27 protein-coding genes, 1 tRNA gene and 1 pseudogene are annotated in these 26,226 nt (G+C 57.6%); 10 read left to right on the top strand and 19 right to left on the bottom strand.

Going from position 1 to position 26,226, the window contains the following annotated elements; translation table 11 throughout:
- Positions 1–20: 20 nt before the first annotated feature.
- Entirely contained in the window at positions 21–4,169 is a 4,149-nt protein-coding gene (locus ASD60_RS04165) for a CheR family methyltransferase (protein WP_056852781.1), read from the bottom strand.
- Between the two features lie 400 nt (positions 4,170–4,569).
- On the opposite strand from ASD60_RS04165, the gene ASD60_RS04160 reads away from it, so the two are divergent.
- Positions 4,570–4,656, top strand: a tRNA-Leu gene (locus tag ASD60_RS04160).
- Between the two features lie 88 nt (positions 4,657–4,744).
- Here ASD60_RS04160 and ASD60_RS04155 read toward each other — a convergent pair.
- The 10 genes from ASD60_RS04155 to ASD60_RS04110 all read right to left on the bottom strand — a co-directional run bounded on the left by ASD60_RS04155 (position 4,745) and on the right by ASD60_RS04110 (position 11,596).
- Positions 4,745–4,954, bottom strand: coding sequence for a hypothetical protein (locus ASD60_RS04155; protein WP_056852780.1), 210 nt, complete (start codon positions 4,952–4,954; stop codon positions 4,745–4,747).
- A gap of 142 nt (positions 4,955–5,096) precedes the next feature.
- Positions 5,097–5,522: a hypothetical protein gene (locus ASD60_RS04150; protein ID WP_056852779.1), complete on the bottom strand. Its 426-nt coding sequence runs from the start codon at positions 5,520–5,522 to the stop codon at positions 5,097–5,099.
- Between the two features lie 136 nt (positions 5,523–5,658).
- Entirely contained in the window at positions 5,659–5,943 is a 285-nt protein-coding gene (locus ASD60_RS04145) for a hypothetical protein (RefSeq protein WP_056852778.1), read from the bottom strand.
- A 202-nt stretch (positions 5,944–6,145) separates the two neighbouring features.
- Entirely contained in the window at positions 6,146–6,376 is a 231-nt protein-coding gene (locus ASD60_RS04140; RefSeq protein WP_056852777.1) for a hypothetical protein, read from the bottom strand.
- A gap of 128 nt (positions 6,377–6,504) precedes the next feature.
- Complete coding sequence (locus tag ASD60_RS04135; RefSeq protein WP_056852776.1) at positions 6,505–6,726, bottom strand: hypothetical protein; 222 nt, start codon at positions 6,724–6,726, stop codon at positions 6,505–6,507.
- A gap of 72 nt (positions 6,727–6,798) precedes the next feature.
- Positions 6,799–7,818, bottom strand: a complete 1,020-nt coding sequence (locus ASD60_RS04130; protein WP_442965976.1) for a DNA topoisomerase IB — start codon at positions 7,816–7,818, stop codon at positions 6,799–6,801.
- 74 nt (positions 7,819–7,892) lie between these two features.
- The gene (gene modC / locus ASD60_RS04125; protein WP_056852775.1) at positions 7,893–8,972 is read right to left on the bottom strand and encodes a molybdenum ABC transporter ATP-binding protein; all 1,080 of its coding nucleotides are present in this window, start codon (positions 8,970–8,972) and stop codon (positions 7,893–7,895) included.
- 3 nt (positions 8,973–8,975) lie between these two features.
- Positions 8,976–9,656 (bottom strand): molybdate ABC transporter permease subunit, encoded by a 681-nt coding sequence (gene modB, locus ASD60_RS04120; protein WP_056852774.1) that lies wholly within the window; start codon positions 9,654–9,656, stop codon positions 8,976–8,978.
- Positions 9,657–10,424 carry a molybdate ABC transporter substrate-binding protein gene (gene modA, locus ASD60_RS04115; protein WP_056852773.1) on the bottom strand — a complete coding sequence of 256 codons (768 nt, stop codon included), beginning with the start codon at positions 10,422–10,424 and terminating at the stop codon, positions 9,657–9,659.
- Positions 10,425–10,531: 107 nt separating this feature from the next.
- A complete protein-coding gene (locus ASD60_RS04110; RefSeq protein WP_056852772.1) occupies positions 10,532–11,596 on the bottom strand; it encodes an NAD(P)H-dependent flavin oxidoreductase in 1,065 nt (354 codons plus the stop codon).
- Between the two features lie 214 nt (positions 11,597–11,810).
- On the opposite strand from ASD60_RS04110, the gene acuI reads away from it, so the two are divergent.
- Positions 11,811–12,794 (top strand): acrylyl-CoA reductase (NADPH), encoded by a 984-nt coding sequence (gene acuI / locus ASD60_RS04105; RefSeq protein WP_056852771.1) that lies wholly within the window; start codon positions 11,811–11,813, stop codon positions 12,792–12,794.
- A gap of 50 nt (positions 12,795–12,844) precedes the next feature.
- Here the strand turns inward: acuI and ada are convergent, their stop codons facing one another.
- The 4 genes from ada to ASD60_RS04090 all read right to left on the bottom strand — a co-directional run bounded on the left by ada (position 12,845) and on the right by ASD60_RS04090 (position 15,201).
- On the bottom strand, positions 12,845–13,909 hold the full coding sequence (gene ada / locus ASD60_RS04100; RefSeq protein ID WP_056852770.1) for a bifunctional DNA-binding transcriptional regulator/O6-methylguanine-DNA methyltransferase Ada: 1,065 nt from the start codon (positions 13,907–13,909) through the stop codon (positions 12,845–12,847).
- Positions 13,910–13,996: 87 nt separating this feature from the next.
- Positions 13,997–14,662 carry a DNA oxidative demethylase AlkB gene (gene alkB, locus ASD60_RS04095; protein WP_056852906.1) on the bottom strand — a complete coding sequence of 222 codons (666 nt, stop codon included), beginning with the start codon at positions 14,660–14,662 and terminating at the stop codon, positions 13,997–13,999.
- A 30-nt stretch (positions 14,663–14,692) separates the two neighbouring features.
- Complete coding sequence (locus ASD60_RS29085; RefSeq protein WP_162250568.1) at positions 14,693–14,863, bottom strand: hypothetical protein; 171 nt, start codon at positions 14,861–14,863, stop codon at positions 14,693–14,695.
- Positions 14,864–14,898: 35 nt separating this feature from the next.
- On the bottom strand, positions 14,899–15,201 hold the full coding sequence (locus tag ASD60_RS04090) for a DUF1883 domain-containing protein (RefSeq protein ID WP_007912251.1): 303 nt from the start codon (positions 15,199–15,201) through the stop codon (positions 14,899–14,901).
- Between the two features lie 209 nt (positions 15,202–15,410).
- Between ASD60_RS04090 and ASD60_RS04085 the strand changes: the two genes are divergently transcribed.
- On the top strand, positions 15,411–15,767 hold the full coding sequence (locus tag ASD60_RS04085; protein ID WP_056852769.1) for a hypothetical protein: 357 nt from the start codon (positions 15,411–15,413) through the stop codon (positions 15,765–15,767).
- Positions 15,768–15,840: 73 nt separating this feature from the next.
- Positions 15,841–16,071, top strand: a complete 231-nt coding sequence (locus tag ASD60_RS04080) for a hypothetical protein (RefSeq protein ID WP_056852768.1) — start codon at positions 15,841–15,843, stop codon at positions 16,069–16,071.
- 15 nt (positions 16,072–16,086) lie between these two features.
- Here ASD60_RS04080 and ASD60_RS04075 read toward each other — a convergent pair whose 3' ends face one another.
- A complete protein-coding gene (locus ASD60_RS04075) occupies positions 16,087–16,368 on the bottom strand; it encodes a hypothetical protein (protein WP_056852905.1) in 282 nt (93 codons plus the stop codon).
- 140 nt (positions 16,369–16,508) lie between these two features.
- The gene (locus ASD60_RS04070) at positions 16,509–16,697 is read right to left on the bottom strand and encodes a hypothetical protein (RefSeq protein ID WP_056852767.1); all 189 of its coding nucleotides are present in this window, start codon (positions 16,695–16,697) and stop codon (positions 16,509–16,511) included.
- A 290-nt stretch (positions 16,698–16,987) separates the two neighbouring features.
- Between ASD60_RS04070 and galU the strand changes: the two genes are divergently transcribed.
- The 3 genes from galU to gorA all read left to right on the top strand — a co-directional run bounded on the left by galU (position 16,988) and on the right by gorA (position 21,052).
- Positions 16,988–17,827: a UTP--glucose-1-phosphate uridylyltransferase GalU gene (gene galU / locus ASD60_RS04065; protein ID WP_008065368.1), complete on the top strand. Its 840-nt coding sequence runs from the start codon at positions 16,988–16,990 to the stop codon at positions 17,825–17,827.
- Between the two features lie 229 nt (positions 17,828–18,056).
- Positions 18,057–19,586 carry an MFS transporter gene (locus ASD60_RS04060; RefSeq protein ID WP_056852766.1) on the top strand — a complete coding sequence of 510 codons (1,530 nt, stop codon included), beginning with the start codon at positions 18,057–18,059 and terminating at the stop codon, positions 19,584–19,586.
- 107 nt (positions 19,587–19,693) lie between these two features.
- Entirely contained in the window at positions 19,694–21,052 is a 1,359-nt protein-coding gene (gene gorA, locus ASD60_RS04055) for a glutathione-disulfide reductase (protein WP_056852765.1), read from the top strand.
- Here gorA and ASD60_RS04050 read toward each other — a convergent pair.
- Complete coding sequence (locus ASD60_RS04050) at positions 21,049–22,065, bottom strand: DNA-binding protein (protein ID WP_056852764.1); 1,017 nt, start codon at positions 22,063–22,065, stop codon at positions 21,049–21,051. The genes gorA and ASD60_RS04050 overlap by 4 nt on opposite strands.
- A 177-nt stretch (positions 22,066–22,242) precedes the next feature.
- Here ASD60_RS04050 and ASD60_RS04045 point away from each other — a divergent pair, with 177 nt between their 5' ends.
- The 3 genes from ASD60_RS04045 to ahpF all read left to right on the top strand — a co-directional run bounded on the left by ASD60_RS04045 (position 22,243) and on the right by ahpF (position 25,609).
- On the top strand, positions 22,243–23,181 hold the full coding sequence (locus ASD60_RS04045) for a site-specific integrase (RefSeq protein ID WP_056852763.1): 939 nt from the start codon (positions 22,243–22,245) through the stop codon (positions 23,179–23,181).
- Positions 23,182–23,355: 174 nt separating this feature from the next.
- Complete coding sequence (gene ahpC, locus ASD60_RS04040) at positions 23,356–23,919, top strand: alkyl hydroperoxide reductase subunit C (RefSeq protein WP_007975937.1); 564 nt, start codon at positions 23,356–23,358, stop codon at positions 23,917–23,919.
- A 127-nt stretch (positions 23,920–24,046) separates the two neighbouring features.
- Positions 24,047–25,609, top strand: a complete 1,563-nt coding sequence (ahpF, locus tag ASD60_RS04035) for an alkyl hydroperoxide reductase subunit F (protein ID WP_056852762.1) — start codon at positions 24,047–24,049, stop codon at positions 25,607–25,609.
- 188 nt (positions 25,610–25,797) lie between these two features.
- Here the strand turns inward: ahpF and ASD60_RS28740 are convergent.
- Positions 25,798–25,878, bottom strand: a pseudogene (locus tag ASD60_RS28740) (lactoylglutathione lyase); the annotation flags it as partial.
- Between the last annotated feature and the right edge of the window lie 348 nt (positions 25,879–26,226).

The following is a 26,226-nucleotide window of genomic DNA, read 5'->3' as shown; positions in this document are numbered from 1 at the left end:
CTTTCCAATCCGCGGGTCACTCAATAAGGCCGCGCCGTGCACGCTTCGCCAATGATGTCGATGAAGTCATCATGTGAAACCGGTTTGCTGACGTGATAATTGAAGCCCGATTGCCTGGCTTTTTTCTGGTCATTGGCGGTGCCATAACCCGTCAGGGCAATGGCTGGTGTGTGTTTCAGATGAGCGATCTGGCGAATGGCCTGGATGAATTCGTGGCCATTCATGACCGGCATGCCAATGTCCGAAATAATCACGTCATAATTGCCATCCTTCGCCGCCTGAAGCGCCAATAACGGGTCGCTGAAGGCCTCCACATGCGCATCTTCCATCTCCAGCAACATTTGCAGGACTTCCATCACGTCCTGGGAGTCTTCTACCAGCATGATCTTTTGGCCAAGCAGGCGCCCTGACTCATTCGACACCCTGGGCTGGTCGTCAGTGTGCTGGTGAGGCTGGCAAAGTGGCAGGCGGACGGTGAAGGTGCAGCCGCGTCCCATGCCTTCGGAGTGCACGCTCACCGAGCCGCCGTGGGCCTCAACCAGTTGTCGCACCAGCGAAAGACCGATGCCGAGGCCTTCGCGATGATGGGCGTTATGTTGGCTCTGCGCTTGGCTGAACAGGTCGAAAACCTTATGCAGGTTGCCCTGCTCAAGACCAACGCCGCTGTCGATCACGTCCAGTTGTGCCATGTTTTCGACGCGCTGGGCAATCAGCTCGACGCAACCATCCCTGGGCGTGAATTTCAGCGCATTGTTCACCAGGTTCCAGATGATCTGTTCCAGGCGAGTAGGGTCGGCATCAATCACCAGCGGTGGTTCCGGTGGCTGCGGCACTTTCAGGGTAACGGTGCACGGATGCTGGTCGTTGATCACCACGGTGTGCACATCCTGCAGCATTCTTCCCAGGTCCACCGCCTGCCTTTTAAGCTTGAGTTTGCCAGTGCGCACCCGGGCGACGTCCAGCAGGTCATCGATGATGCGCGCCTGGCTGGAGACGGCGTCGCAGATCGTGTTGACCGCTTTCATGGCCGGGCCGGCGGTTTTGGTCATTGGCAGTCGACGCAGCAGTTCGGCGTTGAGCTGGATGAGGTTCAGCGGATGCTTGAGTTCGTGGGACATCACCGCGAAAAACTCATCCTTGAGATGGCTGTTCGTTTGGGTCTCAGCCAATTGCTGACTTTGCTCGTCGTGGATGCGTTTGTGGCCGGTCAGGTCGCGGGCGATTTTCACATACCCTTGCAGACTGTCACCCATGAGTAACGTCACTTCACCACTGCAATAGAAGCGGCTGCCATCCTTGCGCAGGTGCCAGCGCTCATCTTCGCCGCGCCCGTGCTCGCGCGCTGCACGCAGTTCCGATTCGGGGATTGCCTCGGCCCGGTCCTCGGGAGTGAAGATAAGGTCGTAAAAAGCACCAAGCACCTCGCTTTTCTTGTAGCCGAAAATCAGCTCGGCACCGGTGTTCCAGTCGGTGATCATCCCGTTGATATCCAGCAGGATGATCGCGAAATCGTGGGTGCTTTCAGCCACAAGACGCATGCGCTCTTCACCGAGGCGCAGTTCGTCTTCGGCGGCACGACGCTTGGTGATGTCGATGAAGGTCAGTACCGTACCGTCGATATGATCTTCACTGGAACGGTAGGGCAGCAGGCGCGCGATGTACCAGCGCTGGTCGTTGCTGCTGATCTCCCGCTCGATCATGTTTAGCGAGTCGAATACCGTCGCTGCATCTTCGGCCATCTCCGGATAGTCCAGCCGGTGGGTGATGTCCATCAGCGAGCGCCCGGTATCGACGGGCAACATGCTGAATATGTCCGTGGCCCGCGGTGTAAACCAGCGGATACGCATGTTGCGGTCGACAAACACCGTGGCAATGTCAGTCGAAGCAATCAGGTTGGTGAGGTAGTCGTTGATCTTGTCGGTTTCTTCAACTTTGGTCTTGAGTTCGTAGTTGACCGTCAGCAACTCTTCGTTGATCGACTGCAGCTCTTCCTTGCTGGTCTCCAGCTCTTCGGTGGCCGAACGCAGTTCTTCGTTGATGGCCTGCATTTCTTCGTTGGAGGCCTTGAGTTCCTCGCTGGACACTTCGGACTGTTCGATCGTCTCCTGCAAATGCAGCTTGGTGCGCTGCAGTTCGTGCTCAAGGTTGGTCAATACCTGGTTTTTCATCGGATCGGCGGCGACATCGGCCGGCTCATGCGGGTTGACCTCGCGCTCTTCGAAGATCACCAACACATACTCGTTTTCGGTTGCATCATCCTTGTAGGGATGCGCAGTCAGGTCGACCAGGAACTTGCGCTGTTCGCGTTCCATCCGGATTTTGCGCGAAGTGACCGCCACGCCGGTTTGTTGGGCCTGAAACAATGTGGTGCGAATTTCCAGGCGCAGGTCGGGGTGGGCCAGCGTCAGGAGGTTGCGCGATATTTCCCCGGCCACATAGCGCAGAAAACGCCCGGCGCCTTCACTCAGGTGCAGGATATTGGCGTTGGTATCGACAATGATGCTCGGTGGGGCGGCTTTTTCCAGCGCTCTGAGGTGGATGTCAGCGAAAGAAACCTTGCGCTTGACCACCGTTTCTACCGGACTGGTGGCAACGGTGGTCCGCGCGTAGCCACCACGGGGCATGGTCGGCGTGCGACGCGTATTGGTCGAGACACTCTTGGCGCGGAAAATGCGATTGCGCTTGTCCACGGGGGTGAACAGGTCCAGACAGCCGTCAGCAGATTCCGATGTGCCCAGAAACAGATAGCCGCCTGGTCGAAGGGCAAAATGAAACATCTGCATGATGTCTCGCTGCACCTCGCGATCGAGATAAATCAGCAGGTTCCTGCATACGATCAAGTCAATTTGCGAAAACGGCGGGTCGAGCAACAGGCTGTGCTTGGCGAACAGCACCTTTTCGCGGATTTCCTTGCGGACACGATAGTGTTGATTTTCATGGGTGAAATACTGGCGCATGCGCGCAGGGGGAACATCGGTGATGATCGCTTCGGGATAGACGCCATTGCGACCGAAAGCGATGGCCCGATCATCGATGTCGGTGGCGAAAACCTGCAGCTTGGCAGCGCTGGCCTCCAGTGTCATTTGCTCTGCCAGTAGAATCGCCAGGCTGTAGGCTTCTTCGCCGGTGGAACAACCGGCCGACCAGACACGAATTTCTTCTCGATGAGGCAGTTCGTCTTGCAGCGATTTCAGCAGGTTGGGCACGACGTCGCGTTCCAGTGCTTCAAATGCCTCGCGGTCGCGGAAAAAATTGGTCACGCCGATCAGCATGTCGCCCAGCAAGGCTTTGGTTTCTTCCGGGTGTGCTTGCAGGTATTCGTAGTACGAGGCCAGGTCTGGCTGTGCTGTGACTTGCAGGCGGCGCTCAATTCGACGCAGTACTGTTGCACGTTTGTAGTGCTTGAAATCGTGGCCGGTTCCGGCACGCAATTGCAGCAATATGTCCTGCAGCATTTGCTCGGCGACAACGGCATCCCGTTCGGTAGGAGGAGCGATAATCCTGAAATCGGGGTCGTTGCTGGTGGGCAGGGTGATGGCCTGCGAGTTGCTCCATAGCTCCATGAGCTTTTGTGGCATCTCTACGACGGGCAGCACCAAATCGACCATTTGCGTGTCGATGGCGGCGCGGGGCATGCCGTCGAACTCGGCATCTTCCGGAGCCTGGACCAATGTCACACCGCCTTGCTCCTTGATCCTCGAAAGGCCCACCGCACCGTCAGAACCGGTGCCCGAAAGCACCAGGCAAAAGGCGCGCTCCTTGTGCACGTCGGCCAAGTCCCGAAAAAACAGATCGATAGCGGTGTGCAGCCCGGGCTTGCGATCGGACGGCGTCACGCAAATGTAGCCATCGTTCATGGCCAGGCTGTGGGCAGGGGAAATGACGTAAACCGTGTTTTTTTCGATCGCGACGGTTTCAGTCACCTGCCGCACCGGCATTTTGGTGACCTCCTGAATGATCCGGTCGGCGATGCTTCGATGGTCAGGCGACAAATGAAGGATGACGACGAAGGCCATGCCATTGTTATGGGGCATGTGTTCGAAAAATGACTTGATCGCCTGCAAGCCGCCGGCAGACGCGCCGATACCAACCACGGGAAAGTCCAGGGAGCTGGGTGTCAGCTCTCCGCGCTGTGGAACATTGGGTGAGGGCTTCGTAGACGTCTTCATTAACAAACCTTAAATGCTGCAGCACAAATGCCGACACCAGGCCGAACGGATTTCATATCAGGACAAGGATAATGCGCTTGGAGGTGCATTGCGAAACCACAATAGCCCAACTCTGATAATAGATGAGCCTGGTCGAAGATTGCCTTTCTCGGTCATTCGCGACTGGCGTCCCAAGGGCGCGGTAGCCCGATATGCAGGGTTTTATCGACGATTCTCGGTTCTGAGGCGCTCTATCAACGGCGACTTCCGTGAGTGCCATAGAGAAGCTTCGTAGATCCATGATTTACGGAGCTTTTTTATTTTCAGTGGCGGTACGATTTTGTCTGGAAAAACACTAATGCGTCCTTGCTTCACCGGGAAGGGATGTATATATTTCCACCCTCTGATTCACCGCGCTACCGCCCGAATGGCGAAACTGGTAGACGCATGGGACTTAAAATCCCCCGCTCGTAAGGGCGTGCCGGTTCGATTCCGGCTTCGGGCACCATGAATATCAAGGGCTTGCATGAGATTTCTCATGCAAGCCCTTATTTTTTGCTCTGCAAAACCTGATCAGCTCAATGGATTTGGTTTACTCAGCAATATTTGTCATTTGCCAACGATCCCGGCTTGCGTCGATCTGCCCCGCAAGGATTACCGCTGTTGATCAGCCGTCTTTCCAGCAAAATATTTTGCAACGCCTGGCGGTCTGTGGGGGCCAGTTGATGTTCTCGCTCCTTGAGCTCAAGCAGGATCGGGTTGGACCACTGGCGATAGGTTTGTTCGGCACTACGAATGGATGACATCGTTTCCTCCATGATAGGGCTTGCTCTGCTGAAGGCGTTGCAGTTCGATACGAAAGAGACGCTAGCCGAGTCTGCCTGATGCCGCCAATGCTGTACGTCGGACTGAGGTTTCGCTGGTCCGGAACCCGCTCGGCCTGTTCAGCTATTTGGCTTTCCAGCTGCCACCGCCCGTCTCGCAATCGATCTTTGCTTGCGCCAGGTTTTCGGCGTTGTAGTAATACGTCGAGATCTGCGCGTTGGCGGGGATGTTCAGTGCTTTGCTGTTCTTGTCTTTGCTGGTCGACTGCGGATTGGCCATCGATTCCGGGGTCAGTGTGCCCACGCATGTGGCTTTGTACTGATCGCCGCACTGAGCGACTTTTTTCTTGGTGCTGCTGAGCATTTCCTTGCTTTCGTTGCTGCACGACCAATCGATGGCGTCGACCGGCATGTTTTCGTATTCGTAACAGGTGTGGGATTCGATGACCGGAACGGAAGGGCTCTGTGAGCGGGTGATGACGTCACAGCCTTGGGCCATTGCCAGGGCAGGGCACAGACTGACGATCAGCAGCAGAAGTCGACTGTTCATGCGAATTTCCTCTCCGATAGCCCGCTTGATGCAGGGGTCTACAGGATTTGAAATGCAATCGGCTGGCGCGTTCAATCGGTGTTGATTGGAGGTGTTTGGCGGCTGATCCAATCGATTCAACCGCCAAACGGATGAGCTAAACGAAAGGTTGACCCGTAAATCCACGGGGTAACCGTTGCAGGCCAGCCATGGCGGTGAGTCGTTCTGTCCATGCCTGGCGCCAGTCGTTCACCGTGTGTACGGTTTTGGCCTTGCGTGCAGCGCGACGGGCTGCGTTGCGCTCGGATTTGCGTGCTTCCTTGTACGCTTCGGTGTTGCGGCAACTTCTGCATTTGACCCGGTTGAGTTCTCGGGTCGAGGTGAGGTTGCTGCCCTTGTGACCGCAGGCCAAGTGCCCGCTGATTTTGAAGTGGGTAACCATCAAACGTCTCCTTCGCGACGTGTGATCGTTGGACCGCGTGTAAACATTGACGTTCGCCGCTTCGCTTGGGCAAAAAAATCCCGGCGAGTGGCCGGGTGGGCGTTGCACGAAAGAGTCAGGCAGGCACATGCCCGGTGACGAGGTTGTCGCCGATCATGTGTCCTGCATCAGGCTGTGTTGCGCATCGGATGTCCGGATCAAATCATCTGAACCGTGGCAGTGGCCGATCGACAGGCTTGAGCGAAGACAGCGTATTGCGGATCAGCGGCGTGTCCTTTTCGATGTCGTTCAGGCGATCACGAATTCTGAGGGCAGTCGGATGTCCGCCTTGATGGTCGACCCAATCGGCGATTTCCTTGCAAGCTGCGGCCAAGCGAACCTGGCGGGAATCGAGCAGAGTGAGCAGGGTGGTGATGGACTCTTTTTCGGACATGGGAAACACCTCCGTTGAAGACACCTGGCAGGGCAGTAAAAAGCCCGCGGGGAGCGAGCTTTCTACCGATGGGCGCTGGTCCTTCAGCTCTCTTCAGTATAGACCCGTAACAGGCCCGGCGAAGCTCATCAACCTTGCTGGGCCGTGATTTTTGATCGAGCGTTCAGCTGTCGGCAAACACGCCGCGCATCCTCTTCAAGATCGTAGCCGTCACCGATGAAACCGTTGGTGCGGCTATCGGCGATGCGGTACCAGACAGCGGAATCAGGTGGCGGGTGAGCGGTTTCTCCGGCCCGACGGCCGTGAATGATGATCTTGTTGCATCGCTTGACGACGAATATGTCTTCCATGGCTTCACCGCAGCTGATTCATGTACAGATCAACTATAGAAGTCATTTGTAATCGTGCAAAAAACAGGCAGGTCAATTCGTCGGTTCAGTAGCGAGTTTCTCCAACAGCATCGCCAGCCCGACTTCCTCGGCGCGCAGGCCTTTGCGCGTTCTCGGCCTGGGCAACTGGGCCAATGCGCCCAGTAAGAAACCGTCGAGCACACCGGGATGGATGTAGCACTTGCGACAGACTGCCGGGGTGTTGCCCAACTGTTTGGCGACGTTTTTTACCATCTCCACCATGTGCCGTTTGGCCTCGGATTCGGGTTGCCACTGCAACTTGCGCAATACCGCCAGTGCCAGCACGCTTCCGGCCCAGGTGCGGTAATCCTTGGCGGTGAAGTCGGCGCCGGTCAGGGTTTGCAGGTAAGCGTTGACGTCGGCGGAGGTGATGCTGTGTCGCTCGCCATTTTCATCGAGGTATTGAAAAAGGTTTTGCCCGGGGATTTCCTGGCACCGCTTGATGATCCGCGCCAGGCGACGGTCTTTCACGGTGATTTGATGTTCCACGCCACTCTTGCCGCGGAACTGGAACTGGATCGCACTGCCGTTGACCTCCACATGCCGGCTGCGCAAGGTGGTCAAACCGTAAGAACGGTTGTCCCGTGCGTATTGTGTATTGCCGACACGGATCAGCGTGGCATCGAGCAACGTGATGACGGTGGCCATGACTTTGTCGCGGCTGAAGCCGGGAGCGGCCAGTAAGGCTTCCAGTTGCTTGCGCAGTTTTGGCAATGCCTGGCCGAAATCTCTCAAACGCGAGTATTTGTCGGTGTCGCGCACCTCGCGCCAGCGCGGGTGATAGCGATATTGCTTGCGACCACGGGCGTCGCGCCCGGTGGCCTGCAAATGGCCGCGCGGGTCGGTGCAAATCCATACGTCGGTGTAGGCCGGTGGTACGGCGAGGGCATTGATGCGCCGGATTTCCTCCGGGTCGCTGATGCGTTGACCGGCCGGATCGAAGTAGCAGAATTTACCGCGCAGCTTCTTGCGGGTGATCCCGGGTTGAGTGTCATCGACGTAATGCAGGTCGGCAGGCAGCGCATCGGGCATGGCGATTGTCCTTGGCAGGTGAACATGGGCCGTTACAGCCATTGACCCCACGCCGATGCAGTCGTGCCGAGAAGTTATGCCAGCACGGCCACAGCCTTGATCTGTGCCCAGAGTTGCTGGCCCGGATGGATGTTCATCTGATCACGGGAGTACCGGGTGATCCGCGCCAGCAATGGCGTCCCCGCAGCGTCCAGCCGAATCAGTACATGGGCGGCGTTGTCGGCATTCATTTCATTGACGACGGTGACCGGCAGGCGGTTGAGGATGCTGCTTTGCTCGACACCGTGCAGGCTGAGGCTGACATCCCGCGCCTGCACTTTGCAGCGCAATGCCTGACCCGGGGTCATGGGCGTATGCGCTACGCGGATCGTCAGCGCCGAGTCGGGCAATTGCAGGGTCAGCAATTGGTAATCGGCGTCATAGCGGCTGACACGGCCTTCAATCATCACACCTGCGTCATTACCCATTGCCAGCGGCAAGTCCAGTCGCGCGAGCATCTGGCCGATAGGGCCGCTGGCCAATGCCTGGCCTTCGCTGAGCAATACGATGTGGTCGGCCAGTTGCGCCACTTCATCCTGGGAGTGACTGACATACAGCACTGGAATGTCCAACTCATCGTGCAGCCGTTGCAGATAAGGCAGGATTTCGCTTTTGCGCTTGGCATCGAGCGCCGCCAGCGGTTCGTCCATCAGCAACAGTCTGGGGCTGGTGAGCAGGGCGCGGGCAATGCCCACACGTTGCCGTTCACCGCCCGACAAATGTTGCGGATGACGATCCAGAAGGTGACCGATGCCCAACAGTTCAGTGGCATGAGCCATGTCGACCCGGCGCTGTTGTTTGGGGATGCGTTTAAGGCCGAATTCCAGGTTGGCCAACACGGACAGATGAGGGAACAGACTGGCTTCCTGAAACACGTAGCCCAGGGCGCGCTTGTGTGGCGCGACGAAGAGGTTGTTTGCGCTGTCCTGCCAGACTTCATCGTTGACCTGGACAAACCCCTGATCAGCCCGCTCCAGCCCTGCGATGCAGCGCAGGCACGTGGTCTTGCCCGAACCGGAATGGCCATAAAGCGCCGTAACGCCGCGGCCGGGCAGCTGCAAATCGAGATCAAGGGCAAATCCCGAGTAATTCAACTTCAGGCGCGTGTGAATCATCCGTCAGCTCCATCCCGCTTTGGTTTTACGGCTGGAGTACAGCACCAGCAAGACCGCAAAAGAGAACACCAGCATTGCTCCGGAGAGCCAATGGGCCTGGGCGTATTCCATGGCTTCGACGTGGTCATAGATCTGCACCGAAACCACGCGGGTCTTGTCGGGAATGTTGCCGCCGATCATCAGCACCACGCCAAACTCACCCACGGTATGGGCAAAGCCGAGGACCGCGGCGGTGATGAAGCCGGGGCGGGCCAGCGGCAGCGTTACGCTGAAGAAGGTGTCCCAGGGATTGGCGCGCAAAGTCGCAGCCACCTCCAACGGTCGAGTGCCGATGGCGGAGAACGCGTTCTGCAAGGGCTGAACTACAAACGGCATCGAATACAGCACCGAGCCGATCACCAGCCCGGCGAAACTGAACGTCAGGGTGCCAAGCCCCAGCGACTGGGTGAGCTGGCCAACAAACCCGTGGGGGCCGAGCGCGAGCAGCAGGTAAAAACCAATCACCGTGGGCGGCAGCACCAGGGGCAGGGCGACGATCGCCCCGACCGGGCCGCGCAACCAGGATTGGGTTCGCGACAGCCATAACGCCAACGGTGTGCCGATGATCAACAGGATGACGGTCGTCAGGGACGCCAGTTTCAGGGTCAGCCAGATGGCGGAAAAATCGGCACTCGTCAGGGTCATTTAGCGTTGGTAACCGTAGGACTTGATGACAGCCGCGGCTTTCGGCCCCTTGAGGTAGTCAACCAGTGCCTTGGCGGCCGGGTTGTCTTTACCTTTGTTGAGGATGACCGCGTCCTGTTTGATCGGGTCGTGCAGTTCAGCCGGAACGATCCACGCCGAACCGTGGGTGACTTTGCCGTCTTTGTAGATCTGCGACAAGGCAACGAAGCCCAGTTCGGCGTTGCCGGTGGATACGAACTGGAAGGCCTGGGTGATGTTCTGGCCTTCGACGATCTTGTCCTTGACCTTGTCGGTCAGGCCCTGTTTGGCCAAAACCTGCGTGGCGGCGAGGCCATAAGGCGCAGCTTTGGGGTTGGCGATGGACAGGTGCTGATACGCGTTGTTTTTCAGCACATCACCCTTGGCATCGACATAACCGTCTTTGACCGACCAAAGTGCCAGGGTACCGATGGCGTAGGTGAAGCGCGAGCCCTTGACCGTGTCACCTTCTTTCTCGAGTTTTTCCGGGGTGGTGTCGTCCGCTGAAAGGAACACTTCGAACGGTGCGCCGTTTTTGATCTGCGTATAGAACTGGCCTGTTGCACCGAACGAGGTCACCAGTGTGTGGCCGGTGTCTTTCTCGAAGTCCGCTGCAATCGCCTGAATAGGTGCGCTGAAGTTAGCAGCCACCGCGACCTGGACTTCATTCGCTTGGGCAATGCCAGCAGTGAATGCGGCGAGCAAAGTGGCCAGGCAAGCAGGGGCTAACCGTGAGGTACCAATGGTCATGAAGCGGCTCCGTTACAGGCGAATGATTCGAGGGTGAATCGCTATATACGCGAATATATAGCGAAACGCCTGCAAACGGAACGCCGTGGATAAGAACCCTGGTCAGGCTATCGATGCAGCAGTTTTGCCAAGCCTTCTTCGGCCAAGCGCCGGGTCAGTTCTGCGCTGGTCAATTCCATGCCCAAGGTAAACGCCTGCCCGGCCCAGAGATTGCTGAAGTCGGCTTCGCCTTTGGCGCGCAACGGCATCAGTGCACCGCCAGCCAGTGGAAAGGCCGGAGCGTTGGCATTCATCGGCCCAAGTTCGTGCATGACCCGGTTGAATATCCCTCGCGCCGCACGTCCGGTAAAAATGTTGGTCAGGGCCGTTTGGCTTTCCTTGGCGGTGCGCAAGGCCTTGTGATGGGAGGCGCTGACCTTGGCTTCCGGTGTAAACAGATACGCCGTGCCCACTTGCACCGCTGAAGCTCCCAGCATGAAAGCCGCCGCAACACCTCGCGCATCGGCAATGCCACCCGCGGCGATCACCGGGACCTTCACGGCATCGACAACCTGCGGCACCAGGGCAAAAGTGCCCACCTGGCTGCTGAGGTCATCGCTGAGAAACATCCCGCGGTGTCCGCCGGCTTCGTAGCCCATGGCAATGATCGCGTCACAGCCATGCTGTTCCAGCCAGATCGCTTCTTCGACGGTGGTGGCCGACGACAGCACTTTGGCTCCGGTAGCTTTTACGCGATCGAGCAGGGATTTTTCCGGCAGGCCAAAGTGAAAACTCACCACTTCAGGGCGGAACGCTTCGATCACTTCACAGGCAGCGGCATCGAACGGCGCGCGATTGGATACGGGTGTCGGCGCATCGAAATCGACACCCAGCTCGCGGTAATAGGGTTGCAACAGGTTTTTCCAGTCTTGCGCGCGTTGCTCGTCGACGGGTGGCGGTTGATGGCAGAAAAAGTTGACGTTGATCGGACGCTGGCACTGTAGCCGGATGGTCTTCAATTCATCGCGCAACTGATCGACAGTCAGCATGGCCGCTGGCATTGAACCGAGGCCGCCGGCGTTGCTCGCGGCGATGACCATCGAAGAGTGGGTGGCACCGGCCATGGGCGCCTGAATGATCGGCAGTTCGATCCCGAGCAAGTCAAGAATGCGGGTGTCTGGCCATTGACTCATTTTGATGTCCTCCGACGTTCAGCCCGGGCAGGGCAGCAGAAAAGATTTGTAGCAGCAATGCTTGAGTCAAGGCCAGCGATGTTTGCTGACGGGAGCGCCGCAGGTCATGGCCAACCCCCTGTTTGGCTATTTGGCTTAAAGTCGAGTACGGGGATTTTTTGCGATGTGGTATCTAAATCACACCACAATGGGGTGATCTCACCAGGAGGCAGTCATGTTCCAAGGTATTTTGATCGACAAAGACGAAAGCGGTTACCGGGCCACACTGCAACAGATCAATGACGATCAACTGCCCGAGGGCGATGTAACGGTGCGCGTGGCGTACAGCACGTTGAACTTCAAGGACGGCCTTGCGATCACTGGCAGCAGCCCGGTGGTGCGAAAATTCCCCATGGTGCCCGGGATCGATCTGGCGGGAACCGTCGAAGTCAGTGGGCATCCGGACTACAAGGCCGGCGACAAAGTCCTGCTCAATGGCTGGGGTGTCGGTGAAGGGCATTGGGGCGGTCTGGCCCAGAAAGCCCGCTTGAATGGTGATTGGTTGATACCGCTGCCAGCGGCATTCACTGCTGCTCAGGCAATGGCCATCGGCACGGCGGGTTACACGGCGATGCTGTGCATCCTGGCGCTTGAGCACAACGGCGTAACGCCCGAGCAAGGTGAAATCCTGGTCACGGGTGCCAATGGCGGCGTCGGCAGCTTTGCCATCGCGCTACTGAGCCGCTTGGGTTATCGAGTGGTCGCGTCCACTGGGCGCACGTCCGAGCACGAGTATCTAAAACAATTGGGCGCCAGTGAAATCATTGACCGCGCGACATTGTCGGAGCCGGGCAAGCCTCTGGCGAAGGAGCGTTGGGCGGGCGTGATCGACTCGGTAGGCAGCCACACCCTTGCCAATGCCTGCGCCAGCACCAAGGCCAATGGCACGGTGGCCGCATGCGGGCTGGCGCAAGGCATGGATTTCCCGGCATCGGTTGCGCCATTCATTTTGCGCGGCGTGACCCTGGCGGGTATCAACAGCGTGACGCAACCCAAGGCCAAGCGTGTGGAAGCCTGGCGCCGTCTGGCCCAGGATCTGGACTTCAATCTGTTGCCACTGATCAGCCACGAGATCGCATTGAGCGAAGCAATAGACGCGGCGCCGCGTTTATTGGCCGGACAGTTGCGCGGTCGGGTTGTCGTGGATGTGAATCGCTGAGGCGTTCGCCTGGAAAAGCTGTCGCAACCTGCGGCAGCGCCTGCACAGATCTACTGCGATTCGCGCTCCAACAACTGCCGTTTGCGCTCCACGCCCCAACGATATCCCGAAAGATTGCCATCGCTGCGCACCACGCGATGGCAAGGGATCGCCACTGCCAGGCTGTTAGCGCCACAGGCTTGCGCTACCGCGCGAACCGCTTTTGGCGCGCCGATGCACTGGGCAATCTCGGCGTAGCTGGCGGTGCTGCCGACTGGAATGTCCCGCAAGGCCTGCCAGACGCGCTCCTGAAATGCTGTGCCGCGCACGTCCAGCGGCAAGTCGAGGCCAAGCGCCGGCTTCTCGATGAAGCCGACAACCTGGGCAATCAGGCGCTCGAAGTCCTGGTCGGCGCCAATCAGATTGGCCCGGCGAAACTTGTCCTGCAGATCGCACACCAGCTGATGCGGATCATCGCCCAGCAGAATCGCGCAAACCCCGCGCTCGCTTTGCGCCACCAGAATCGCCCCAAGTGAACACTGACCGACGGCAAAGCGAATGTCGTTGTTGTGGCCCGCTGCGCGGTACTCGGCGGGTTTCATGCCCAGAAGCTGATCGGCTGCCTCGTAGAAACGACTGTTGGAATTGAAGCCCGCGTCGTACAACGCCTCGGTCACAGAATTGCCATCCGCCAGGCGCTCGCGCACGCGGCGGGAGCGATGGGCAGCGGCGTAGCCTTTTGGGGTCAGGCCGGTGACGGCCTTGAAGACCCGGTGGAAGTGAAAGCTGCTCAGGCCGGCGACGTCTGCCAGTTCGCCGAGGGCTGGCAGCGTCTCGGCGTTTTCAATCTGTCGGCACGCAGCGGCCACGGTGGCGGCGTGCTGCGCGGCGATGTCGCTTTGATCCTTGGCAGCGCGTTTGCTTGGTCGGTAACCCGCTGCTTGAGCGAGCTCGGGGGTATCGAAGAATTCCACATTCTGCGGTTTTGGCAGGCGTGCCAGGCTGCTGGGATTGCAGTAGATGCCGGTGGTTTTCACCGCGTAGACAAACTGCCCGTCGGCCTGCGGGTCACGCGCTACGACGGCGGCCCAGCGAGGATCGTTTTCGGTGGAGATTTTTTTCGATTGGCTTGTCATGGCTAGATGTCCGTTGACCCGTTTCCTGCAGGTTAACCACGCGACCGTGTCGTCACACTCCGCTGCTTGCGGTCAAATTCCAAGGCTTCAGCCCGCGGTACGAAAGGTGAAGTTGATCCGTTGTTCACCCAGGCGCGGATGATGTCCTGGCTTGATGGGCAGAACGCCGTGATAACGCAAGCGATCGACACCGCCCCACACCACGATGTCACCGTGCAGCAGCGGCACCCTTCGGCTCTTGTCGCTGCGTTCAAAACCGCCAAACAGGAACATGGCGGGCAAGCCCAGGGAAACCGAAACGATGGGCGCAGCGTAGGAGTTTTCGTTTTTGTCCTGATGCAAAGACATCTTCGACCCAGGAATATAGCGATTAATCAGGCAGGCATCCGGGACGAATTCGGCAAACCCTGCTTCTCGCGCCGCTGCCTGCGCCAACTGAAAAAACACCTCAGGCATGGCGGGCCAGGGGTGCCCGGTCTGCGGATCGATTCGGCTATAGCGGTAACCGCTGCGGTCAGTGGTCCAGCCAAGCGTGCCGCAACTGCTCAGGGCAACTGACATGGTAAAGCCGCCAGGCGTGACCATCTGCCGGAACGGCGCTGCCGCCAGCACCGATTCCAGTGCGGGCAGCAACCGATCCAGCCAGGGCAAGGCAAAACCTCGCAGCACGCAGGACTGTTCGCCGATCTGTTCGCAGCGGGGCGCCTGTTGAGGCTCCGCGTCAGCGAACAAATCAAGAAGGGGTGGTTTCATGGCATTCATAACGCATCGTGAAAGATGATGTTACAACGCTTTGCTGACACTGATTTCGCTGATGACGTCTTCGGTTTGGCCATGAATAGCATCCAGCGCCGCCTTGGCTTCTGCCTCGCTACCATTTTCCAGTTGGGCAAACTCGAAACGACGTTCGCCGTTGAGCTTGTACTTGATGACGTATTTGGTCGTTTGAGCCACGGTCATACCTGTCTATGTGCGTAGTGAAGCGCCACTCAGCTCAATTTCGTGCTGGAGCGGCGGATGATCTTGATCGAATGGGTCAGGGTCGGTTTACGGGTCACGCTGATCGCCCGGCGGTTGACGGTGTCGATGGTGATGTTCCAGAAACCGGTGCTCGGCGCGGTGATGCGGGCCGGGAACGTATCGAACGCGCCGCCGTGGTAAGTGTGACGGCCGCCATTCTTGAAGCTGCGGAAGTTGGCGTCGTTCATCAAACGGATGTTGCACATCTGCGAGCATTGAATGACGACGATGTCGTCTTCGTTGAGGTGCTCGCGTTGGTGAATGAATTTCATGGGCGCCTCCAGAAGGGCTTTTACTACAAAATCAAAACGATACAAGGCAATGCGCGCAGTTTATCAGCCCTGACACCTGAAAATCCGGCCGCCGGGCTGCGCTTTGGCAATTAAAAACAGTTATTTCACATTCGATGAGTGATAAATGCACCCGGCCTTGGAGAAAAACCGTATCGGTGCTGTCGGAGGGTCTTTATCGGAGATTTCGTATGAAGTGGGGTGCGTGGGTCCTGCCATTGGTCTTGGCAATGAGTGGTTGTGCAAGCGTCTCGGACATCAACGAAACGTTGCCCACCATGAGTGTGATTTCAGGCAAGAAACCTCATGAATACGCGCAATGCCTGGGCGAAAAGCTCGCCGACAGTCGCGGCGCCTTGCAAGTCGAATCGCAGAAAGATGGGGTGCGGGTAATCGTTCCGCAGAAGCTTTCATCAGGTCCGGCGGCCGTTTTCGATATCGAAGAACGCTCCGGTGGCAGCAGTATCAAGCTGCATGAACGTATTTCCAATGTGCCGTTACGCCCTTGGGATGTGCGCAATGCCGCCACAGCCTGCATTTCTGGCTGATAAACTGTCGACCCTACACATCGATGCCGCCAAAGCGACGCTTTGGCGGCATTTGTCATTTATGGAGTCGGGCATGAAGCGAGAGCGGGTACGGGAGCGGCACGCAGAGGGGCATATCTGTGCCACCCATGTGATTCAGAATCCGGCCGATCCGGGGGAATGGATCGTGTTTTTCAAGAAAAGCGCCGGGCGCAGTTTTTTCCTGGTGGATGACAACGACGAAGTCGAGTCCTTCAGCAGTCTCGATGATCTGATCGAGACCGTGCGTGGCCTCGGGATCAAATTCGCCGAAATCCATATATAAGGCGGGCAAGCTGCCTTATTTGCAGACCACCACGACATTACGGTTCTTGTAGTTACCGACATCGACGCCCAGGGTTTTATCGCTCTCCGCTGGCGCCGGGCTGCCGTCAGTGCCAACGATGCGGTAACCGGTGCCGGCACAGGATGCATCGGCCTTTTCGTAACAGGTCGCCCAGGAGTTCGCTTCTCCTGAGCAATCAATCGCCAAGCCTTGCTCACCGTTATTCAGGTAGGTGGTTTCGGATGTTGCACAGCCACCGAGGGCCAATACCGCAATCAGCGGCAAAAATTTAGTCATGTCGTAGTCGTCGTCAGGAGGGGTAGGCAAATGCTGTGACAGCGCCAGTTGCAAAAGGTTATAGCCAAAGGCCACTTCTTCTACAAAAAGCACAAAAAAGCCCTGCGCAATGGCAGGGCTGCGGGCGTGTCAGGCCTCGATCAATTCTTGTCCTTGCCGCGGCGCTTGGGTTCCGGGTGTTCAAGTTCCAGCACCGATGCCACTTCGATTGCCAGGGCTTCGGTTGGGAAAGGCCCGGCAATATTCTCGCCGTTGACGCTGGCGACCCACCATTGGCCGTCTTTCGCCTTGTTGATCAAGAATCCGTTGACGCTTTTTGCTGCCGACATCTATCTGCCTCGTTGGCTGGTTCAATCGCGCCATGATAGCGCCAAACGCACCTGACGGGTGCCAATGGGTGTAGGGTGGTGCGTTTGTTGACAATTGATAACCGTGCAAGTCTGCCGGTCTCTGCTATCAATAAGAGGCGACGCAGCGATCTGCGCGGATCCGTGCGGAACTATCCGCTCGAATATTTCTCTATGTTGACATCGGTTAGCCAGCGCGGGGCATTGTAAGGTGCACGCCGCCTGATTAGACTGCGCCGAAACTCGTACACACAGCCCTTTCAAGGACTTATATGATCAAGAAATGCTTGTTCCCAGCAGCCGGTTACGGTACTCGCTTCCTGCCAGCGACTAAAGCCATGCCCAAAGAAATGCTGCCGGTGGTAAACAAGCCACTGATCCAGTACGGCGTCGAAGAAGCACTGGATGCCGGTTTGACCGAAATCTCCATCGTCACCGGTCGTGGCAAGCGCGCTCTTGAAGACCATTTCGACATCAGCTACGAGCTGGAAAACCAGATCAAGGGCACCGACAAGGAGAAATACCTGGTCGGCATCCGCAAGCTGCTCGACAACTGCTCGTTCTCCTACACCCGTCAGACCGAAATGAAAGGCCTGGGTCACGCGATCCTGACCGGTCGTCCACTGATCGGCGACGAACCTTTCGCGGTCGTGCTGGCGGACGACTTGTGCGTCAACCTTGAAGGCGACGGCGTACTGACCCAGATGGTCAAGCTGTACAAGCAGTTCCGCTGCTCGATCGTGGCCATCCAGGAAGTCGATCCGCAAGAGACCAACAAGTACGGCGTCATCGCCGGCGAGATGATCCGCGACGACATCTACCGTGTGCACAGCATGGTCGAAAAACCAAAGCCTGAAGACGCACCGTCGAACCTGGCCATCATCGGTCGCTACATCCTGACCCCGGACATCTTCGACCTGATCGAACAGACCGAGCCAGGCAAAGGCGGCGAAATCCAGATCACCGACGCCCTGATGAAGCAAGCCCAGAACGGCTGCGTAATGGCCTACAAGTTCAAAGGCAAGCGCTTCGACTGCGGCGGCGCCGAAGGCTACATCGACGCGACCAACTTCTGCTTCGAGAACTTCTACAAGACGGGTAAGGCTTACTGATAGCGCCTTGGTTGCTTGGTTTGAAAAAAGACCCCGACTTGTTCGGGGTTTTTTTTGATCGAAATTCAGGAGCTTATTTCTTTTTGGAAATACTTTTCCTGTTGCCTGATTGACCATGCGTTGCCATTAATGAACTCGACCAAACGCTGGCAAAGGAGTGCTCATGGTTTGGTTCACGGCTGCATAGATGCATGCCCGTGAACTTCAGTGGGGACAAGGAGTTTAGCTAATGGCGTTAACTAATGACTCAACTCATGGCAAAACAAAATCAATACGCTGGTTAAGCCTGAGCGTGCTGATGCTGCCTGTGTTGCTAGTGACCGTTGATAATACGGTGCTCGGATTCGCGCTACCAAAAATTGCCGAGGCCCTGCGTCCGAGCGCTAGCCAGCAGTTGTGGATGATCGATGCTTATTCGCTGGTCCTGGCGGGATTGTTGGTGTCGATGGGTAGTCTGGGAGATCGAATCGGTCATCGTAAGTTGTTGCTGGCCGGGTCTTTGGGTTTTGCCATTGTGTCGGTGCTAACCGCGTATTCCGGTACCGCTCCGCAACTGATTGCCGGGCGAGCTTGCATGGGCATTTTCGGAGCAATGCTGATGCCCTCAACGTTGGCATTGATACGTTCGGTATTTGAAGATCGAGAAGAGCGCAGGCTGGCGGTTGCTATCTGGGCAACGACGTTGACCGTCGGTTCGGCACTGGGACCCTTGGTAGGCGGGGTATTGCTGGAGTTTTTCAGTTGGGGGTCGATTTTCCTGTTGGCGGTGCCCGTGTTGGTGCCATTGCTGGTATTGGGACCATTGTTGTTGCCCGAATCGGAGCGAGATGCTTCAGGACCCTTGGATCCGATAAGCATCCTGCAATCAATGGTAGCCCTTGGTGCCATTGTTTATGGCATTAAACACAGCGCCAGTGATGGTATCGACTGGATGGCGCTGACAGCATTTGCAGGTGGCGCAGTCGCGGGCTGGTTATTTGTGCGTCGACAGTTACGACTACCAGTGCCGCTGATGGATCTGAGTCTGTTCCGCAGTGGCACCTTTAGCGGCTCTGTCGCAATCAATTTGATGAGCCTCGCGTTTCTCGTCGGCTTCGTTTTCTTTACCACTCAGTTCCTGCAGATCGTTCTTCAGATGTCGCCCTTGAACGCTAGCCTCGCGTTGGTTCCAGGTCAGATTATGGCGATTGTAGTGGGGATGGCGGTTGTGCCTGTCGCACAGCGATTACAAGTGCATGTGTTGATACCGATTTTGATGGCGTTTGCTGGAGCGGCGTTTTTGCTGGTCGCCAGCATGGGCAGTAGTCTGAGCGTTCTGGTGGTGGCTTTTGCCTTGTTGAATATCGGTGTAGGCGCGATCGCCACGGTATCCAATGATGTGATTCTGTCAGCAGCACCTCCAGCAAAGGCGGGCGCAGCGTCGGCCATTAGCGAAACAGCCTATGAAGTCGGCGTAGTTTTGGGCACCACTGTACTCGGCGGTGTCGTCACTGCCTACTATCGCGGTGCGTTGCAGCTACCGGTGTTTCTAACCGAATTGCAGATGGTTCTGGCTACGGAGACGCTGTCTGGTGCCCATAATGTGGCAGCAGGCCTGTCAGGTGACCAAGCGAATGAGTTGATGGCACAGGCGGGAAGGGCATTCGAAGGTGGAATCGGTTTGGTTTCGTGGGTGACGTCCGGCTTGGCTCTCATGGCGATTTTGATGGCCTGGCGCTGTTTGCGGGCAGCCAAAATGCAATCTGCAGAGGGCCATTGATCGAAAACGGAGGCTGCGTCATACATCGCGTGCCGCCAGCGTTTTAGTGCAAAGCTTGCTCAATGGCGGCTCGCAGGTATGCTGATCACCTGCCGAGGAGATAGACAATGGCCTACGATTTTGATCTTTATGTGATTGGCGCCGGTTCCGGCGGTGTGCGGGCTGCGCGGTTTGCGGCGGGTTTTGGGGCGAAGGTGGGCGTGGCCGAGAGCCGTTACCTGGGCGGCACTTGTGTGAACGTCGGTTGCGTGCCGAAAAAGCTGCTGGTTTACGGCGCGCACTTTGCCGAAGATTTTGAGCAGGCGTCGGGTTTTGGCTGGACGCTGGATGAAGCGCAGTTCGATTGGTCGACGCTGATCGCCAACAAGGATCGCGAGATCAATCGCCTCAATGGTATCTACCGCAACCTGCTGGTCAACAGTGGTGTGACGCTGCATGAAGGCCACGCGAAGATCGTCGATCCGCATCAGATCGAGGTTAATGGCGAGCGTTTCACCGCGAAGAATATCCTGATCGCCACTGGCGGCTGGCCGCAGATCCCGGACATTCCGGGGCATGAACACGCGATCAGTTCCAACCAGGCGTTTTTCCTCAAAGAACTGCCCAAGCGTGTGCTGGTGGTAGGCGGTGGTTACATTGCGGTCGAATTTGCCGGGATTTTCCATGGCCTCGGTGCGCAAACCACGCTGCTGTATCGCGGTGAACTGTTCCTGCGTGGCTTTGACGGTTCCGTGCGCAAGCATTTGCAGGAAGAGCTGACCAAGCGCGGCATGGACCTGCAGTTCAACGCCGACATCGAACGCATCGACAAGCAGGCTGATGGCAGCCTGAAAGTCACGCTCAAGGACGGTCGTCAGCTGGAAGCCGATTGCGTGTTTTACGCCACGGGTCGCCGGCCGATGCTGGACAATCTCGGATTGGAGAACACCGCGGTCAAGCTCGACAAGAAAGGCTTTGTCGAGGTGGATGAGCAGTATCAGACCTCCGAACCGTCGATCCTGGCGCTGGGTGATGTGATCGGTCGGGTGCAACTGACACCTGTGGCGTTGGCCGAAGGCATGGCGGTGGCGCGCCGTTTGTTCAAACCTGAGCAATATCGCCCAGTGGATTACAAGATGATCCCGACCGCGGTGTTCAGCTTGCCGAACATTGGCACCGTCGGCTTGACCGAAGAAGAGGCGCGCGACGCCGGGCATGACGTCGTGATCTACGAAAGCCGCTTCCGCCCAATGAAGCTGACTTTGACCGAATGCCAGGAGCGCACGCTGATGAAGCTGGTGGTGGACGGCAAGTCCGACAAGGTGCTGGGTTGCCACATGGTCGGGCCGGACGCCGGTGAAATCGTTCAGGGCCTGGCGATTGCCTTGAAGGCAGGCGCTACCAAGCGCCACTTCGACGAAACCATCGGCGTGCACCCGACGGCCGCCGAAGAGTTCGTCACCATGCGTACGCCGGTCGCCGGTTAATCGTCTTTGGCTGCGTCTGCCGCCGCTGCTGCTGCTGCAGCGGCCAGACGTACGCTTTCTTCCAGCGCTGCCTGGGTTTTCGTCAGTTCAATTTCCAGTGCTTTGTTGATGTGCGATTGCTCATCGATGTTCTGTTTTTGCGCCTGACTTTCCAACAGGGCAACGCGCAGGCGTTCCTGGAGGAGGGTGCGTTCGGCGTCGACACGGGTGGCCTGTTCCAGTAGCTGGTCCTGACGGTTATTGCTTTGCTTGAGTTGATCCTGCAACAGGCTCAGCTCACGCAACGTTCCGCGGTTCTCCGTGAGCAATCGTTCGTTGTCACGGTGCAACTGCGTGATTTCGTCCTGGCGCACCAGCGCATTTTGCTGCGCTTGGCGCAACTCCATCTGCAACTGTTGCACCTGACTTTCATGACGGCTGAGTTCCTGTTCGCGCTGCTCCTTGACGGCATTGCGGTAGTGCTCAAGAGCATCGCGGGCATGCAGGTGCTTTTCTTCCAGCGAGCGGATTTGCTCGTCTTTGTCTTGCAAGCGTAATTCGAAATCCGCCAGCGCCTGGTTCAATCCGGCGTTGCGGGTCTGTTCGGCCTGCAGCGTAGCCAGGGTTTCTTGCAGGGATTCGTGTTCTTGAGTCAGCGCCAGGCTCTGGATTTCATACTGCTCGTGGAGTTCGTTGTTGGTTTCCTGCGCTTCTGTCAGCTGGGCTTCAAGCGCTTTGCGCTGCTGCTCGAACTGTTCGCGGGCCTGATCAATCGGCTCTTGCGCCTGTTCTTTCAGGCGTTGCGCCAGTCGCGAAACCAAGGCCAGCAGTTCATCGTCGATCGGTTCGGCAGGTTCGGCTTCTACGCGCTGAGCGCCGTCGTCCAGTTCCTTGAGATAGCGATGAATGGTGGTTTTGGAGCCGGTATTGCCCATTTCGATCCGCACTGCATCGATGCTCGGGTTCTCACCGCGGGCAAGAATGGCCAAACGGGCCGCTTGCACGACCGCCTTATTTACACCGCCACGGGCCATGACTACTCCTACAATTTCGTAATGTGGTACGTACTACCTGAATACACATTGTACCATTCAATCATAGAAGTTAAATACAAAGCGTTATTGACATGGGATATACTGGTATTACCCCATGTGATACAGCAAAAGCCGTGAATTTTCCCGCTGAAACGGTACGTTTTCGAGATCTGCGCCATGACTGAACTGGACCGCTACCTGCAAGCCGCCACCCGCGACAACACCCGTCGCAGTTATCGCGCGGCAATCGAGCACTTCGAAGTCAGTTGGGGCGGGTTTCTGCCGGCCACCAGCGACAGCGTTGCGCGCTACCTGGTTGCCCATGCAGGCGTGTTGTCGATCAATACGCTCAAGTTGCGTTTGTCGGCGCTGGCGCAATGGCACAACAGCCAAGGTTTTGCCGATCCGACCAAGGCGCCCGTGGTGCGCAAGGTGTTCAAAGGGATTCGTGCGTTGCACCCTGCGCAAGAGAAACAGGCGCAGCCCTTGCAGCTTCAGCATCTGGAGCAAGTGATTGGTTGGCTCGAGCAGGAGGCGGCAACCGCCAGGGCACAGGGCGATCGCCCCGGTTTGCTGCGGGCAAAGCGCGACAGCGCGCTGATTCTGCTGGGCTTCTGGCGCGGGTTTCGCAGCGACGAGTTGTGCCGCGTACAGATTGAACATGTACAGGTCAACGCCAACTCGGGCATTACGCTCTACCTGCCGCGCAGCAAGAGTGATCGGGAAAACCTCGGTAAGACTTACCAGACACCGGCGCTGCAACGCCTGTGTCCGGTGCAGGCCTACATCGACTGGATCACCGAAGCTGCGCTGGTGCGCGGGCCGGTTTTCCGTGGCATTGATCGCTGGGGGCATTTGAGTGAGGAGGGGCTACACGCCAACAGCGTCATACCCTTGCTGCGTCAAGCGCTGGAGCGCGCGGGGATTGCCGCCGAACTCTACACCAGTCACTCGTTACGCCGCGGCTTTGCGTCCTGGGCGCATCAGGCCGGCTGGGATCTGAAATCGTTGATGAGTTACGTCGGCTGGAAGGACATGAAATCGGCCATGCGCTATATCGAAGCCAGCCCGTTTCTCGGCATGGCGCGCCTGCCTGAAAAAGCGCTGGTTCCCTGAGCCAAGCGCAAGCGCGCCCTCACTGCAATTCCCCAGATACCGTTTTCTTCTATTAATACTGTTGGCTAATAGCCAAAGCCAATCAGCAGCATCAGGTTTGCCAATGAGCCAACCGTCCGTCGAGTGGGTAAAGTTCTCCCCATCAACTTCTTAACCCCTGACGGAGAGTCAACGATGCCTATCATCAACAGCCAAGTTAAACCATTCAAAGCTGACGCATTCAAAAACGGCGACTTCGTAAAAGTCTCGGACGCTGACCTGAAAGGCAAGTGGTCTGTAGTTTTCTTCTACCCAGCAGACTTCACCTTCGTTTGCCCAACCGAGCTGGAAGACCTGGCTGACAACTACGATGCCTTCCAGAAGCTGGGCGTCGAAATCTACAGCGTTTCCACCGACACCCATTTTGCCCACGCTGCCTGGCACAACACTTCGCCAGCCATTGGCAAAATCCAGTACACCATGATCGGCGACCCGACCCACGCGATCTCCCGCAACTTCGACGTGCTGATCGAAGAAGCTGGTCTGGCTGACCGTGGCACCTTCGTGATCAACCCTGAAGGCCAGATCAAAATCGTTGAACTGAACGACGGCGGTGTAGGCCGTGACGCCTCCGAGCTGCTGCGCAAGATCAAGGCTGCTCAGTACGTCGCTGCTCACCCAGGCCAGGTTTGCCCAGCCAAGTGGAAAGAAGGCGAGGCCACTCTGGCTCCGTCCCTGGACCTGGTCGGCAAGATCTAAGTCAGTGACGCGCTTCATCAGGGCGGACTTCCGCACCTTCTAAGCAAGCTGCACCGCCCACTAAAAACGCCCGGGCGAGATTCGCTCGGGCGTTTTTTTATGCACCAAATTCAAGGAAATCGCCCGTATGTTGGACACCAATCTTAAAGCCCAGTTGAAATCGTACCTGGAACGGGTCACCCAGCCGATCGAGATCGTTGCATCCCTCGACGACGGTGCGAAATCCCAGGAAATGCTTGAATTGCTGAAGGACGTTGCCAGTCTTTCCAGCCAGATTACTTTGCTCGACAACGGTGACGATGCACGCAAGCCATCGTTCTCGATCAATCGCCCGGGTGCCGACATCAGCCTGCGCTTCGCCGGCATCCCCATGGGTCACGAATTCACGTCGCTGGTGTTGGCTCTGCTGCAGGTTGGCGGTCATCCATCGAAGGCCAGCGCTGAAGTCATTGAACAGATCCGTTCGCTCAAAGGTGAGTTCAACTTCGAGACTTACTTCTCGCTGTCCTGCCAGAACTGCCCCGACGTAGTCCAGGCATTGAATCTGATGGCCGTACTCAACCCGAACATCCGCCACGTCGCAATCGACGGTGCGCTGTTCCAGGCTGAAGTCGATGAGCGTCAGATCATGGCGGTGCCGAGCATCTACCTCAATGGCGTGAACTTCGGCCAGGGCCGCATGGGCCTGGAGGAAATCCTCGCCAAGATCGACACCAGCGGCATCGAGCGTCAGGCTGAAAAGATCAGCGCCAAAGACGCGTTTGACGTGCTGGTGGTGGGCGGTGGCCCGGCCGGTGCCTCGGCAGCGATTTATGCCGCGCGTAAAGGCATTCGTACCGGTGTGGCGGCTGAGCGTTTCGGTGGACAGGTGCTGGACACCATGGCCATCGAGAACTTCATCTCGGTGCAGGAAACCGAAGGGCCGAAACTGGCCGTAGCGCTGGAAGAACACGTTAAACAGTACGATGTGGACATCATGAACCTGCAGCGTGCCGACAAACTGGTGCCTGGCAAAGAGGGTGAGCTGCACGAGGTCCACTTCGCCAGCGGCGCGAAACTCAAAGCCAAGACCGTGATCCTGGCGACGGGTGCGCGGTGGCGTGAAATGAACGTCCCCGGCGAGCAGCAGTACCGCAACAAGGGCGTGGCGTACTGCCCGCATTGCGACGGTCCGCTGTTCAAAGGCAAGCGCGTTGCAGTGATTGGCGGCGGTAACTCCGGCGTCGAAGCGGCCATTGACCTGGCCGGTATCGTCTCCCACGTCACGCTGCTGGAGTTCGACGTACAACTGCGCGCCGATGCGGTATTGCAGCGCAAGTTGCACAGCCTGCCCAACGTCACCGTGATTACCAGTGCGCAAACCACTGAAGTGACTGGCGATGGACAGAAGGTCAACGGCTTGCGTTACAAGGATCGTCAGAGTGACGAACTGCGTACTGTTGAGCTGGAAGGGATCTTCGTGCAGATCGGCCTGTTGCCGAACACCGATTGGCTCAAGGGCACCATCGAGTTGTCGCCGCGCGGCGAGATCATCGTCGATGCCCGTGGTGAAACGTCAATCCCTGGCGTGTTTGCCGCCGGTGACGTAACGACCGTGCCTTACAAGCAGATCGTGATTGCGGTGGGCGAGGGCGCCAAGGCTTCCCTGAGCGCATTTGATCACCTGATCCGAACTTCAGCCCCGGCGTAAACCGGGACGCTGAAAATACAAAACCCCATGAGTGATCATGGGGTTTTTGTTTTTCTTTACATGATCGTTCCCACGCTCTGCGTGGGAATGCAGCCCAGGACGTTCCACGTCCCAAAAAGCGTGACGCAGAGCGTCACAGGAGGCGTTACCACGCAGAGCGTGGGAACGATCAGTGGCAGCAAACTTTTTTACAGCGGYGCCGGCTGAATGATCTCGACCCAGTAAGTGATGAACGCCAGGCTCTTCATGCGGCCATCGGTCGAACGCTTACATGATCGTTCCCACGCTCTGCGTGGGAATGCCCAGGACGCTCCGCGTCCCCAAAAGCGTGACGCAGAGCGTCACAGGAGGCGTTACCACGCAGAGCGTGGGAACGATCAGTGGCAGCAAACTTTTTTACAGCGGCGTCGGCTGAATGATTTCGACCCAGTAGGCATCCGGGTCCTTGATGAACCCCTGCGGCCAGTCAAACGCTTACTGATCGTTCCCACGCTCTGCGTGGGAATKCAGCCCAGGACGCTCCGCGTCCCCAAAAGCGTGACGCAGAGCGTCACAGGAGGCGTTACCACGCAGAGCGTGGGAACGATCAGTGGCAGCAAACTTTTTTACAGCGGTGC

The organism is Pseudomonas sp. Root562, from assembly GCF_001427125.1.
In the GTDB taxonomy this organism is placed as follows: domain Bacteria; phylum Pseudomonadota; class Gammaproteobacteria; order Pseudomonadales; family Pseudomonadaceae; genus Aquipseudomonas.
This window is presented reverse-complemented; position numbering and strand designations above follow the sequence as displayed.